The following is a 13,476-nucleotide window of genomic DNA, read 5'->3' on the forward strand; positions in this document are numbered from 1 at the left end:
GGCGGTCCCCGGGCAGGGCCCCGCTCGCTCCGGAACGGGCGTGCCCCCAGCCCGTTCAGGCTGAGGCCGTAGCCAGCCTTTCCAAGACCTGGCGGGCCGTGGCGCCGTCCTTGGTACTCCAGAAGGGCGGCAGGGCGCTGCGGAGGAAACTCCCGTAGCGCGCCGTCGCCAGCCGGGAGTCCAACACGGCCACCACTCCACGGTCGTTTGACGCGCGGATCAGCCTGCCGGCTCCCTGGGCCAGCCGCACGGCCGCATGGGTCGCCGAGACCGTCATGAAACCGTTTCCCCCGGACTGCGCCACGGACCGGGTTCGGGCAGTCGTGAGCGGGTCATCCGGCCGGGGGAACGGAATCCGGTCGATGACCACGAGCCGGCACGCGGAACCGGGAACGTCGACGCCCTGCCAGAGCGTCATGGTGCCGAACAGGCAGGTGTCGGGCTCTTCGGCGAATTGGCGGACCAGCGCGCCCATCGACGATTCGCCCTGGCACAGGATGGTCAGGTCGGTGCGCCCGCGCATCTCGGCCGCGGCTTCTTCTGCCGCACGCCGCGAGGAGAACAGGCCCAGGGCGCCGCCGCGCGAGGCCAGCAGCAGCTCCTCGAGTTCATCGAGCTGTTCCGGGCTGGTGCCCCGGCCCGGCTTCGGCAGATGCGACGCCACGTAGAGCACGCCCTGCCTGGGGTAATCGAAGGGGCTGCCCACGTCCACGCTGGAATAGGCGGGCGCGCCGGCTCCGAGCAGTCCGAGCGACCCGGCGACGGCATCGAAGGTCCCCCCGACCGACAACGTCGCCGATGTCAGCACAACGGTATGGTCGTCGAACAAGCCCTCACGCAGCCGGGACGCCACCGAGAGCGGCGCTATGTTCAACGTTGCCGGCTGGTCGTCATTGGCGGCGTAGTCGCCGGCCTCGCCATAGGTGCTGGGACGGGTCGCCCAGATGACCTCCCGGGAGTCCGGAGCGGACAGCAGCCGTTCGGCCAGTTCCAGCACGGCCGCGAGCCGTGAGCGCGCCATCTGCCGTCCGCCGTCCGCTGCCCCCGCACCCTCGGGCTTCGAGTCGGAGAGCGCCGCGCGGGCCGCTTCCCGTACCTGCGCAAGAACCAGCTCATGCTCCTCGCGGAGGCCGGCCGCCAGCAGGCCGGTGGGCACCGACTGCAGGACGTCCTCCAGCGCATCGGCGGCGGAGTTCAAAGGCTCCACGCTGATCCCCGTGTGTTTGCGTGCCGTCGAGGCGGCGGTACGCACCATGGCGGCGGAGAGTTGCCCCGCGACGGCGCTGGTGACGCGGTCCTGCAGCTCATGGGCCTCGTCGATGACCACCACGTCATAGTCCGGGAGTACCGCGACGCCCTCGAAGGCGTTGATGGCCAGCATGGCATGGTTCGTGATCACGATGTCTGCCTCCGCCGCGCGGCCCCGTGCCAGTTCGCTGAAGCACTCGGCGGCCAGGGGACACTTCTGGGCGCCCAGGCACTCCATGGAGCCGACGGAGACCTGCCGCCAGGCCCGATCGCTGACACCGGGCACCAGTTCATCCCGATCCCCGGTTTCGGTCTCGTGCGCCCACTCGCGCAGGCGCACGACTTCCTTGCCCAGCGCGCCCGAGGCGCCGGAAGCCGACGCTGCGCCGGCCGGAGAAGGATGCGGCACCGCGTCCTCGCCGAGGCTGAACAGTGCCGCCGGCGCGTCCTCGTCCGGAAAGCCGCCCGCGAGCTTGTGCAGGCAGAGGTAATTGTTCCTGCCCTTGAGCAAAGCGACGTCCAGCGGCCTGGGCAGCTCGTCGGCGACGGCCTCCAACAGCCGGGGCAGATCCCGCTTGACGATCTGCGATTGCAGCGCCAATGTTGCGGTGGAGACGATCGCCGGCTTCTCCCCCTCCAGCGCCTGGACCATGAGCGGCACCAAGTAGGCCAGCGACTTGCCGGTGCCTGTGCCCGCCTGCACCAGCAGGTGTTGCCGGCGCTCGAAGGCCTCGGCTACTTTCGCCGCCATCTCGTGCTGCCCGGCACGGTGCTGCCCGCCCATCTCCTGTACGGCGACGTCAAGCAGCCGCAGCGCCTCACCGGCGGGAACCTGGACGTCAGTCATGCCGCAGGAACTGTTCCAGCTCCGATGCCAGGCCCTCGCGCACCATCACGTCGAGCCGCGTGCCGTCCCCGCCATGCTCCATGGAGAGGATCTCGGCGTCTTCGTTGTGCAGGCGGCTAATCACTTCGCCGCGGTCGTAGGGCACCAGCAGCTGCAGCTTCACACTCGGCCGCGGGATCGTCTCGCTGACGAGCCGAAGCAGCTCATCGATGCCCTGCCCGGTCCGCGCCGAGACCACGACGTGCCGCGGTTCACGCTGGCGCAGTCGCTCGACCACGAACGGATCGGCGGCATCGGCCTTGTTCAAGACGACGATTTCCGGAATATGCCGTGCTTCGATTTCGGTCAGCACCTCGCGCACGGCGGCGATCTGGCCCTCCGGGTCGGGATGCGAGACGTCGACGACGTGCAGGATGACGTCGGCGTCGGCAACCTCCTCCAGGGTGGAGCGGAAGGCTTCCACCAGCTGCGTCGGCAACGACCGGACGAACCCTACCGTGTCGGCGAGCGTGTAACCGATACCGTCCGGTGTTTCCGCCCGGCGGACGGTCGGATCCAAGGTGGCGAAGAGCGCGTTCTCGACCAGCACACCCGCATCGGTCAGGCGGTTGAGCAGCGACGACTTGCCGGCATTGGTGTAGCCGGCGATTGCCACCGACGGCACGGCATTGCGGCGGCGGTTGGCGCGCTTGGTTTCCCGTGCGGGCTTCATGCCGGTGATCTCCCGGCGCAGCTTCGCCATCCGGGTACGGATGCGCCGGCGGTCCAGCTCGATCTTCGTCTCACCGGGCCCGCGGGAACCAATGCCGCCGCCGGCCGCCCCCACCCGGCCGCCGGCCTGCCTGGACATGGACTCGCCCCAGCCTCGGAGCCTGGGCAGCAGATACTCAAGCTGGGCCAACTCTACCTGGGCCTTGCCTTCGCGGCTCTTGGCATGCTGCGCGAAAATATCCAGGATGAGCGCGGTGCGGTCAATGACCTTGACCTTCACGATGTCTTCCAAACCGCGGCGCTGCGACGGCGACAGCTCGCCGTCGACAATGACCGTGTCGGCGCCGGTGGACATCACAATGTCGCGCAGTTCCTGGGCCTTGCCGGAGCCCAGGAAAGTCCCCGGATCCGGCTTCAGCCGGCGCTGGACAATACCGTCCAGCACCTCGGAGCCGGCTGTCTCGGCCAGCGCTGCCAGCTCCCGCAAGGAATTGTCGGCGTCGTCGGCCGTGCCTTCGGTCCAGAGACCGGCGAGGACAACGCGCTCCAGGCGCAGCTGCCGGTACTCAACCTCGGTGACGTCCTCAAGCTCGGTGGACAGGCCGGCTACGCGCCGCAGGGCGCGGCGTTCCGCGAGGTCCTGCTGGTCGCCGTCGAATTCGGAATGCTCGGCATCAAGTTCGGAGAGTGCCTGGGCTCTGCCGCCGACGCCCTGTTTGCCTCGCGCCGCGGTGTCGCGGGCCAGGATTCGGTCGATGACCGCCTGGATCTCGTCAGGCGTCATTTCCGGTTCCGGTGTCGGCTGGGGGTGGTTGGTGGTCATGCTCTCCTTCGAAATGTCCGTGGTCTTATCGTAGTCCTCCGGGATGCGGCCGGCAGAGCCCGAAGATGCAGTTTGTGGATGATTCGCCAAAAGTCCTCCTGGCATGGGCCCGGGCGCTGCCGGGCGGGAAAGGCGGGGCTGCCGCCCGGCCGGGCGGCAGGGCAAGCAGCGGGTGCCGGGGACCGCCGCAGCCCTTGCGGCGGCTGCGGCACCGGATCAGAAGGGACTCGAGTGAGCCTTCGGGAACGGTGATTGCCCGGCGGCCGGGGAGGTCAAGGCCTCAACCATCGGCACGCGCTGTCCGCCTACGAGCGGAGACAGCAGGTTACGGCGCAATCACAGCTTTTTCATGCCTCCCACGGTATCAGAGCGGACGTTGCTTAGGTGGGCCTAGATACCGATTCCGCGGGCTGCGCACTAATCTGGCCGATTATGGGAACAGAGCACTACTTCAGCGCGCAACCAGGCAATCCCGAGGTTCGCCGCACCCTCGCCGTCGAGCTGGATGGCCGCATGCGGCAGCTGCAAACAGCTGGAGGCATCTTCAGTCCGGACGGCCTCGACAAGGGCACGGCGGTGCTTTTGGACGAGGTCCCTCCGCCTGCTCCGGAAGGCAACCTGCTCGACATCGGCTGCGGGTGGGGACCGCTCGCGCTCACCATGGGGCTGAAGTCCCCCGATGCCACGGTGCTGGCCGTGGATGTCAATGAACGCAGCATCGCCCTGACCAACGACAACGCCGCGTCGCTGGGGCTGGCCAACGTCCGTGCCTGCCGCCCGGAAGACGTTGACCCGGCCCTGCAGTTCCACACCATCTGGTCCAATCCTCCGATTCGGATCGGCAAGAGCGAGCTTCACGCACTGTTGCTGATGTGGCTGCCCCGCCTCGCACCCGGGGGCACCGCCTGGCTGGTCGTCCAGAAGAACCTGGGATCGGACTCGCTGCAGCGCTGGCTCGCGGCCGAACTGCCGTCAGACTACGCGGTCAGCCGTGAAAGCACCGCAAAGACGTTCCGGGTGCTCTGCGTGCGGCGGGCCGGCTGAGCCGCTTCGGTCAGGCCACCACGCCTCGGGACACGAGCACGGCGGGGCCGCTCAGCTCCACATGTTCCCGTCCGTCGGCCGCAGGGATGAACCGGACCCGGACAACGCCGCCCGGCACGCCGACCTGCCAGTCGTCGGGTGCGCCCGCACCCGCCCAGTAGCGGATGGCGGCGGCGGCAGCGCAGGCGCCGGTCCCGCAGGACTGGGTCTCCCCTACCCCGCGCTCGTGCACGCGCATGCTGATGTGCCCGGCGCCGTCGGCGACGAGGGGTTCCGCCGGCACGACAAACTCAACATTCGTTCCGTTCTCCGGGACCGGGTCTACCGCCGGCGCGTGGAACAACTCGGTGGCGGCCAGTTCTTCGAGCCCGGCGAGGGCGACCACTGTGTGCGGGTTCCCCAGACTCACCGACAGTGCCGGCCGCGGCACTTGGAGGCCGCCTGCGCTGACCGTCGAATCCATCGCCCTGGCGGCAGCCTCCGCCGGATAGATGAACTCCCACGGTCCCATGTCCACGGCGTAGCCGTTGGCTGACCGGCTGACCGTTTTGGTTCCCGCCCGGGTCCCGATGGTCAGCGACTCGCCGGCCGGCAGCTGGACGAGTCCTTCGGCCAGCAGAAAGTGCACGAAGACGCGGACCCCGTTGCCGCACATTTCCGAGGTCGAGCCGTCGGCGTTGTAGTAGTCCATGAACCACTCGGCCTCCGGCGCGCTCTCCAGCAGCTCGCGGCCCTCGGGAAGATGCCGGGACCGGACCGCACGGATGAGCCCGTCGGCGCCGATGCCGAGGTGGCGGTGGCAGAGGCCGGCGACCGCCTCGGCCCCGAGGCGCTTGGCCCCGTCGGGATCGGCAATGAGCACAAAGTCGTTGCCGGTGCCGTGTCCCTTGGCAAAGGGCAGCCCGGCGAGGGCCGACAGATGATCAGGCATGGGGTTGTTCACGGCTCAAGCTTAGCGATGAGCGCTGCCGCCTTGTCCGCCGCCAGCGGATCCTCCCAGTCCAGCCAGTGAATCCTCGGATCGGCGCGGAACCAGGTCAGCTGGCGCCGGGCGAACTTGCGGGTGGCGGCGATGGTGTCCTCGGCGGCCTCGTCCCGGGTCCATTCACCGTCGACCACCTTCAGGAACTGGGCGTAGCCGAGCGCGCGCGAGGCAGTCCGGCCCTGGCGCAGGCCCTGCCGGTCCAGTGCCGCGACTTCCTCCAGCAGCCCGCGTTCCACCATCGTATGGACGCGGCCGGCCAGACGGTGCTTAAGCCGCTCGCGGTCCACCCGGAGGCCGATCTGCACGGTCGGGCGGACATACTCCCGCTCCGGCATGTAGGAGCTGAACGGACGCCCGGTCAGTTGCCGCACTTCCAGCGCCCGGATAACCCGGCGGGCGTCGGCCAGCCGCCCGGCGGACACCGGGTCGACCTGCCGCAACCGCTCCCGCATCGCTGCGAGGCCGAGCCTTTCCAGCTCCTCTTCGAGGCCGCGGCGCAGGGCCGGATCGGTACCCGGAAACTCGATCGCATCCAGGGCGGCCCGTACATACAGTCCGGAACCACCGACGAGGATGGCCCGGCGCCCCCGCCCATGCACGGCGTCGATCGCTTCCCTGGCCTGGTGTTGGTAGGCAGAGACACTCGCCTCTTCCGTCACGTCGAGGATGTCCAGCAGGTGGTGCTCGATTCCTTGCCGCTCGGCCGGATCAATTTTGGCCGTGCCGATGTCCATGCCGCGGTATAACTGCATGGCGTCGGCGTTGATTACTTCCCCGCCCAGCCGCCGGGCCAGCGCGACGGCGAGATCCGATTTTCCGGAGCCGGTGGGACCGACGACGGCGATGACCGCCGGGCCGCGCGGCGCTTGGGGGTGGACCGGCATCGCCGTCAGGCGGTTCGGCCAGGCAGCGCGGGCATGCCCAGCGACACCTGGGAGGGCTTGCCCGCGGCGGCCGGTACCGCACAGGAATCCGCCTGGGAGCGGTCCCACGCGTCCCCGGCGCGCGAGCGGCGCAGCTGGTAGTCCGCTTCGGATGCCGGGTCGGCGATCAGGTGGAACGGTGCCGCCTCGGTGACGGTCACGGTGACCAGATCGCCCGGCCGCGGCGCCGGCGCACCCGCGGGCACGGAAAAGTGCACCAGCCGCTGATCCCGGGCGCGCCCGGAGAGCCGGTGGGTCGCTTCCGCCTTGCGTCCCTGCTGCGCGGTCACCATGACCTCGAGCCGGCTGCCCAGTTGTTTGGCGTTCTCTTCGGCGGCAATCCGGTCCTGCAGGGCAATCAGGCGCTCGTAGCGTTCCTGCACCACGGCCTTGGGCAGCTGGTCCGGCAGTTCCGCGGCCGGCGTGCCGGGCCGCTTGGAGTACTGGAAGGTGAAGGCACTGGCGAAGCGGGCCCGTTCCACCACCTCCAGCGTGGCTTGGAAATCCTCCTCCGTCTCCCCGGGAAATCCGACGATGATGTCGGTGGAGATGGCCGCGTGCGGAATCCGTTCCCGGACCTTCTCGAGGATGCCGAGGAATTTCGTGGACCGGTAGGACCGGCGCATGTCCTTCAGGACCTTGTCCGACCCGGACTGCAGCGGCATGTGCAGCTGCGGCATGACGTTGGGTGTTTCGGCCATGGCGTCGATGACGTCGTCGGTAAACGCCGCCGGGTGCGGGCTGGTGAACCGGACCCGTTCGAGGCCGTCAATGCTGCCGCAGGCCCGCAGCAGCTTCGCGAAGGCGCCGCGGTCGCCGAATTCCACGCCGTAGGAGTTCACGTTCTGCCCCAGCAGGGTGACCTCGATGGCGCCGTCGTCGACGAGGGCCTGGACCTCCGCCAAGATGTCCCCCGGCCGGCGGTCGCGTTCCTTGCCGCGCAGCGAGGGCACGATGCAGAACGTGCAGGTGTTGTTGCAGCCGACCGAGATGGAAACCCACCCGGAGTACACCGCGTCGCGCTTGGTGGGCAGCGTCGAGGGGAAGACATCAAGCGACTCGAGGATTTCCAGCTGCGCCTCGTTGTTGTGCCGGGCACGTTCCAGCAGGGCGGGAAGCGAACCCACGTTGTGGGTGCCGAACACGACGTCGACCCAGGGCGCCTTCCGGAGGATTGTCTCCCGGTCCTTCTGCGCCAGGCAGCCGCCGACGGCGATCTGCATGCCGGGGTTGCGTTCCTTCACGGGGGCGAGTTGGCCAAGGTTGCCGTACAGCTTGTTGTCGGCGTTCTCCCGCACCGCGCAGGTATTGAACACCACGACGTCGGCCTGCCCGCCTTGGGACTCGACCATGCCGGCCGCCTCGAGGAGCCCGGCAAGCCGCTCGGAATCGTGTACGTTCATCTGGCAGCCGAACGTGCGCACTTGGTATGTGCGGGCTTCGTGCTGCGTCTCGATGGGCGGGGCTGGGGCAGTCAAACTCACCTTACAAGGGTACGGCCTGCGGCGGGACCGGCCACAATTCGCACGGCCGGCAAATCAGTACCAGTTATTGGCCAGCTGGAAGTCCAGGGCCAGGCACGGCGAACCGTACCGGGACTCGATGTAATCCAGGCCGCGGTCGAGCCGGATCCGGAAAACATACCCGCCGTCGGTCGATTTCTCAACGCTGGCGTTGCCTTCCGACTCCTGGTTCCAGAGTTCTTCGAGGCAGGCCAATTCCCCGGCACCCCAGCCGGGGGCCGGGCTTGCTGCTCCGGTGTGGGTGTCGGCTGGCTCCGGGTCGTTCGCGGGCGCCTCGGCAGGAGCCGAGGAGCCGCCCTGGTCTGCCGCCGCGCCGGCCGCCGGTGCCTGTTCTTCGGCCGCGCCGGCTGCGGTCTGCTGATCACTTGCCCCCGGTGCGGTTTGCTCTTCGGCCGTGCGTCCGGCAGCTGCCTTACCGGCTGGGTCTGTCGCCGCGCCCTCCCGTGCCGCGCCCGCCTGCGCTCCGGCGTCGCCGTGTTGCCCCGGATCCGCAGGGCCGGAGGCTTCCTTCTCCGCGGGCTCTGCTGCAGGGGTTTCGGCCGCCCGTGCGGCGGCAGTTTCCTTTTCTTCCGTGCGCGCCTCCGGCGCCCGGTCGGCCTTCGGGACGGTTGCGTCGGTGGACGCTTCCTCCGTTTGCTGCCGCTGGGCCGCACGCGCCAACGGCCGCTGCCCCTCGTCCGGGTCGCTCCAGCCCATCAGTTGCTTCACCGGGGCTGCGATGAGTCCCACCGCTGCGGACGGGCTATGGCCGTTGTGGAGGGCGCCCGCTGCCCCGGTTGCGCCGAGGGCGGCCACAGAGCCGAGAGTCAGCCCCGCCGCCATCCGGAGGCGGCGCCGCCTGCGGTTGCTCCTGCGTAGCTGGGTGGATTTTCGTCGTTGATTCTGCGATGGGCTCACAGTCGCACAATGATACCGACCAAACCCCGGAAAGTCTCAATTGCATAACGGAGCCGCTTAAAACTCTGGGTTGGCGGCGGTGCCGAGTTCCTCGTCGGCGACCCGGTAGGCCAGCGAGGGTGGATAGCCCTTCCGGGCCAGCATCGAAACCAAGCGCCGCAGATGCTTGTCCCTGGCCGACCTGTCGTTCAGTTCCCAGTCGGGACGGATCTTGCGGCGAACAAGTCCCCGCGCGGCTTCCAGCTCATCGTGGGGCGAAAGCTGGTCAAGTGCCTGCTCGGCGACGTCGCCGGAGATGCCCTTCTCCGCGAGTTCCCGCTTGAGGGCAGCGCGCGCCAAGGAACGGGTCTGGGAGCGGCTGCGCACCCACATTTCGGCGAACCCGGCGTCGTCAATGAGATTGACTTCTTCGAATCGGTCGAGCACCGCCTCGGCGACGTCGTCCGGGACGCCGCGCTCAGCCAGCTTTGCGGCCAGCTGCGCGCGGCTTTTCGGGGACCGTGTCAGCGCGCCCAGCACGATCGAGCGTGCCACCGCATGGGGATCCGCCTCGGGCGCCAGGTCGGCCGGGCTGCCCGGCGTTGGCCCGGCGGCCGGACCATGCCTGCGGGCCACCTAGAATCCGTCGACTGCCTTGAGCTTCGGTCCGCCTTCTTCTCCGCTGTCCGGAACGGGGTCGATCCCGAGCTTCTGCCGGATTTTGCGCTCCAGCTCATCGGCCAGGTCCGGGTTGTCGATGAGGAACTTGCGGGCGTTTTCCTTGCCTTGGCCCAGCTGGTCGCCGTCGTAGGTGAACCAGGCGCCCGACTTCTTGACCAGCGCATGTTCCACGCCCATGTCGATCAGGCCGCCCTCGCGGGAAATGCCGTGACCGTACAGAATGTCGAACTCGGCCTGCTTGAAGGGCGGAGCCATCTTGTTCTTGACGATCTTGGCGCGGGTACGGTTGCCCACCGGGTTGGCGCCGTCTTTCAGGGTCTCGATGCGGCGCACGTCGATGCGCACGGAGGCATAGAACTTCAGCGCCTTACCGCCGGTGGTGGTCTCCGGGCTGCCGAAGAACACGCCGATCTTTTCGCGCAGCTGGTTGATGAAGATGGCCGTGGTCTTGGACTGGTTGAGCCGCCCGGTGATCTTTCGCAGTGCCTGGCTCATAAGTCGGGCCTGGAGGCCCACGTGGCTGTCGCCCATTTCGCCCTCGATCTCCGCGCGGGGCACGAGGGCCGCGACGGAGTCGATCACGATGATGTCGAGGGAGCCGGAGCCGATCAGCATGTCCATGATTTCCAGGGCCTGCTCACCGGTATCCGGCTGCGACACCAGCAAGGCGTCGGTGTCCACCCCGAGCTTCTTGGCGTATTCCGGGTCCAGCGCGTGCTCGGCGTCGATGAAGGCTGCGATGCCGCCGTTCCGCTGGGCGCTGGCCACGGCGTGGAGCGCCACGGTGGTCTTACCGGAAGATTCCGGACCGTAGATCTCGACCACGCGGCCGCGCGGCAGGCCGCCGATGCCCAGGGCAGCGTCCAAGGCGATCGAGCTGGTGGAGATCGTTTCGATGGGGGCGCGCGTGTCGTCGCCGAGCCGCATCACCGACCCCTTGCCGAACTGCTTGTCGATCTGCGCCAGCGCAGCTTCCAGTGCCTTCTCGCGGTCAGCTGGTGCGGCCATTGTTCACCTCAGTCTCTTGCGGCCCTCGGGCCATTTTTTGTCTTGACGTCTTCCGACCGTAACCGCCGGTTCGGACAAAATGGGATCGGCAGCGGAGCGTGTGGATGATCCGTCCACTCGGGGGTCTGTGTAGAAGCTTAGCGGGATCCGAACACACTTTCGAACATATCGGCATTTGGCGCGGCGTGTCTGTTCAGCCGCGCGGCTCGCGGTCCTTGCCCCAGCGCCGCTCGGGCGGAACGTCCTGGACATCGCAGAGGGCCAGCCACACGGTTTTGGGCGGGATGCCCGCGGCCAGCGCTTCGGCCGCGGTACGGCCCCCGAGCTGACCCAGCACCAGGTCGGCAGCCAGGACATGCGAGTATGCGGGACCGAATTCATCGTCCATCAACCGCCAGAAGTCACTGGTTCGCACGCGTCCATCTTCTCACGTGTCCGTCCGGCCTCAACCGGGCCGGACGGAGATTCGGCGCCGTCGGAATAAGGGTACGGCGCGTCAGGCCGCCGTTGCCCTGCGTGTGCATGCTGCTCATTACAATGAGCCCATGACAGACCACGCCACAGGCAGCGCAGATGCAGGGTTCGATGCGGCCATCGAAGCACTGGAACGGCAGCTGAGCCTGCTCTGGCGCCGGGCCAGGGCGAATTCTCACCGGGTGGCACGAAACGTCCACCCGGACATGGAACCTGCCGCTTACGGACTGCTGTTGATCCTGCAGCGGGAGCGCTCAATGCGCCTGACCGAACTGGCGGCCGCCATCGGGGTGGGCAAACCCTCCGTGAGCCGCCAGATCGCCATGCTGGAGCAGTTGGGACTGGTTGGCAAGGAGGCTGATCCACTGGACGGACGGGCCCAATCCATCACCTTGACTCCGGCCGGGCTGGAAAAGCTGGCCGAGGCACAGGCCGCCCGCAAAGTCGCCTTCCACGAGCGGCTTGGCGACTGGTCCGTCGAGGACCTGTCCACGCTGGGACAACTGCTGGACCGGCTGAACGCTTCGTACGCCAATGAGCCGCCCGTCCACTAGCGGCACAGCCTCCGGGACGAGAGGCGCGGCGTGGCACCGGCGGGCACAACAAAAACCGGCCGGTCCGCCAGAGGGCGGAACCGGCCGGTTCAGGTTTTCGGGTCAGTAGCGGGCGGAAGCCAGTCCGCGCAGCTCGTCGGGCAGCTCGTCGGGAATGGCCCCGACAAACTCCCGGGACAGTTCCTGCGGAACGGTGTCGGGAATGACGACGCCCTCGGCGTCCGCGACCCGGTCGCTGACTTCGCGGAGCATGTGCGACAGGGGAACGTCCAGGGCCGAGCAGATCGAGGACAGGAGTTCCGACGATGCTTCCTTCTGGCCGCGTTCGACTTCGCTCAGGTATCCGAGGGAGACGCGGGCGCTGTGCGACACTTCTCGAAGGGTGCGTCCCTGACGCTGCCGGACATCGCGGAGGACGTCGCCAATCTCGTGTCGTAGCACCACCATCTTGCGCTCCTTCTGCTCCGTGCGCGGTTCTTCGGCCAATCCCACATCACGCCAACGGACTACACCGTTTACGGACACGGGCTGCTTTACCATCTGTATCGCCTTGCTCCCTCATGAGGTGTGCGGCTCGCGCCGCTGTCTTCCAAGCCTAGGCCAACAACGTAACAGTTGCTGACACCCTTTGATAACTACTGAATCAAAGTTTTTGTTCCCGGGCCCGAATCTCCGGTGCCGGCGGGACCGAGAGCGGCGTCGATCGCGAGGCCCAGTTGCTCGATGGCCGCTTCGCACGCCAGCCGCCGGATGCGGGCGCGGTCCCCCTCGAAACGGTATCCGACGGCGCGCGTGCCGTCCGGAGAGGCTACGCCGATCCACACGGTTCCCACATCCCGTCCACCGTGCGGTTCCGGTCCCGCCACCCCGGTCGTGGATACCGCGATGTCGGCCTGCAACACGCGCCTGGCGCCGTCGGCCATCTGGCAGGCGACCGCTTCCGTGACCGCGCCCTCGCGCTCGAGCAGGCCCGCGTCGACGCCGAGCACCGCCGTCTTGATCCGGCTCTGGTAGGACACCACGCCGCCGCGGAGCGCGCCCGAAGCTCCGGGAACGGTGGCCAGTTCCGCCGCCACCATTCCCGCCGTCAGTGATTCGGCCGTGGCCAAGGTCACCTTCCGGGCGATGGCGGCCCCTACGATCACGGATGCGGACGTGCTCACGGCCGGCCCTGCGGCTTCGCGAGGGCGGCACGGCGCAGCGCCACTGCCTTGACCACGTAGTCGATGCCGGTTGCGACGGTGACGACGACGGCGACCGCCATGACGGCAAAGGCGACCCAGACGGCCCAGGATCCCAGCCACGCCTCCAGCGGCAGGAGGTACAGGAAGATCGCCAGGGTTTGCAGCACGGTCTTTAACTTGCCGCCGCGCGAGGCCGGCATGACGCCGTAGCGGATGACGACGAAACGCAGCAGGGTGATGCCCAGCTCCCGGACCAGGATGACGACGGTGATCCACCACGGCAGGTCGCCCAGCACCGACAGGAGGATCAGGGCCGCACCGATCAGGAGTTTGTCGGCGATCGGGTCGGCTATTTTGCCGAAGTTGGTGATCAGGCCCCGGGACCGCGCCAGGTCGCCGTCAAGCTTGTCGGTGTAGATCGCGACGGCAAACACCGCCACGGCCAGCCAGCGGAACACCTGCCCTGCTCCGGCGTCGGCCAGCAGGAACCAGATGAAAAACGGGACCAGCAGGATCCGCACGGTGGTGAGGACGTTGGCGATATTGAGCAGGGGCACGGGGCGGGACACTGAATCAGTCACGGTTTCAAGGCTAC

14 protein-coding genes are annotated in these 13,476 nt (G+C 68.1%); 2 read left to right on the plus strand and 12 right to left on the minus strand.

Going from position 1 to position 13,476, the window contains the following annotated elements; genetic code table 11:
• Window positions 1–55 precede the first annotated feature (55 nt).
• Together AC5RVV_RS16020 and hflX are read right to left on the minus strand one after the other, a co-directional pair.
• Window positions 56–2,095, minus strand: a complete 2,040-nt coding sequence (locus AC5RVV_RS16020; RefSeq protein ID WP_494002392.1) for an ATP-dependent DNA helicase — start codon at window positions 2,093–2,095, stop codon at window positions 56–58.
• A complete protein-coding gene (hflX, locus tag AC5RVV_RS16025) occupies window positions 2,088–3,629 on the minus strand; it encodes a GTPase HflX (protein WP_494002393.1) in 1,542 nt (513 codons plus the stop codon). The genes AC5RVV_RS16020 and hflX overlap by 8 nt, the downstream gene beginning before the upstream one ends.
• Window positions 3,630–4,061: 432 nt before the next feature.
• On the opposite strand from hflX, the gene AC5RVV_RS16030 reads away from it, so the two are divergent.
• Window positions 4,062–4,673, plus strand: coding sequence for a class I SAM-dependent methyltransferase (locus tag AC5RVV_RS16030; RefSeq protein ID WP_494002394.1), 612 nt, complete (start codon window positions 4,062–4,064; stop codon window positions 4,671–4,673).
• A gap of 10 nt (window positions 4,674–4,683) precedes the next feature.
• Here the strand turns inward: AC5RVV_RS16030 and dapF are convergent, their stop codons facing one another.
• The 7 genes from dapF to AC5RVV_RS16065 form a co-directional block, all read right to left on the minus strand.
• The gene (dapF, locus tag AC5RVV_RS16035; protein ID WP_494002534.1) at window positions 4,684–5,604 is read right to left on the minus strand and encodes a diaminopimelate epimerase; all 921 of its coding nucleotides are present in this window, start codon (window positions 5,602–5,604) and stop codon (window positions 4,684–4,686) included.
• Between the two features lie 8 nt (window positions 5,605–5,612).
• On the minus strand, window positions 5,613–6,542 hold the full coding sequence (gene miaA, locus AC5RVV_RS16040; protein ID WP_494002395.1) for a tRNA (adenosine(37)-N6)-dimethylallyltransferase MiaA: 930 nt from the start codon (window positions 6,540–6,542) through the stop codon (window positions 5,613–5,615).
• A gap of 5 nt (window positions 6,543–6,547) precedes the next feature.
• The gene (miaB, locus tag AC5RVV_RS16045) at window positions 6,548–8,065 is read right to left on the minus strand and encodes a tRNA (N6-isopentenyl adenosine(37)-C2)-methylthiotransferase MiaB (protein WP_494002396.1); all 1,518 of its coding nucleotides are present in this window, start codon (window positions 8,063–8,065) and stop codon (window positions 6,548–6,550) included.
• A 54-nt stretch (window positions 8,066–8,119) separates the two neighbouring features.
• Window positions 8,120–8,899, minus strand: a complete 780-nt coding sequence (locus AC5RVV_RS16050; protein ID WP_494002397.1) for a hypothetical protein — start codon at window positions 8,897–8,899, stop codon at window positions 8,120–8,122.
• A 159-nt stretch (window positions 8,900–9,058) separates the two neighbouring features.
• A complete protein-coding gene (locus tag AC5RVV_RS16055; RefSeq protein WP_494002398.1) occupies window positions 9,059–9,616 on the minus strand; it encodes a regulatory protein RecX in 558 nt (185 codons plus the stop codon).
• Window positions 9,617–10,669, minus strand: coding sequence for a recombinase RecA (gene recA, locus AC5RVV_RS16060; RefSeq protein ID WP_494002399.1), 1,053 nt, complete (start codon window positions 10,667–10,669; stop codon window positions 9,617–9,619).
• Window positions 10,670–10,862: 193 nt separating this feature from the next.
• Window positions 10,863–11,084, minus strand: coding sequence for a DUF3046 domain-containing protein (locus AC5RVV_RS16065; protein WP_494002400.1), 222 nt, complete (start codon window positions 11,082–11,084; stop codon window positions 10,863–10,865).
• A 130-nt stretch (window positions 11,085–11,214) separates the two neighbouring features.
• Here AC5RVV_RS16065 and AC5RVV_RS16070 point away from each other — a divergent pair, with 130 nt between their 5' ends.
• Window positions 11,215–11,697: a MarR family winged helix-turn-helix transcriptional regulator gene (locus AC5RVV_RS16070; protein ID WP_493977755.1), complete on the plus strand. Its 483-nt coding sequence runs from the start codon at window positions 11,215–11,217 to the stop codon at window positions 11,695–11,697.
• Window positions 11,698–11,799: 102 nt separating this feature from the next.
• Here AC5RVV_RS16070 and AC5RVV_RS16075 read toward each other — a convergent pair whose 3' ends face one another.
• The 3 genes from AC5RVV_RS16075 to pgsA form a co-directional block, all read right to left on the minus strand.
• The gene (locus AC5RVV_RS16075; RefSeq protein ID WP_493977754.1) at window positions 11,800–12,237 is read right to left on the minus strand and encodes a helix-turn-helix domain-containing protein; all 438 of its coding nucleotides are present in this window, start codon (window positions 12,235–12,237) and stop codon (window positions 11,800–11,802) included.
• 95 nt (window positions 12,238–12,332) lie between these two features.
• Complete coding sequence (locus tag AC5RVV_RS16080; protein WP_494002401.1) at window positions 12,333–12,860, minus strand: CinA family protein; 528 nt, start codon at window positions 12,858–12,860, stop codon at window positions 12,333–12,335.
• Complete coding sequence (gene pgsA, locus AC5RVV_RS16085) at window positions 12,857–13,462, minus strand: CDP-diacylglycerol--glycerol-3-phosphate 3-phosphatidyltransferase (RefSeq protein WP_494002402.1); 606 nt, start codon at window positions 13,460–13,462, stop codon at window positions 12,857–12,859. Before pgsA ends, AC5RVV_RS16080 begins: the two co-directional genes overlap by 4 nt.
• Between the last annotated feature and the right edge of the window lie 14 nt (window positions 13,463–13,476).

Source organism: Arthrobacter sp. MDT2-34-1 (genome assembly GCF_059091365.1).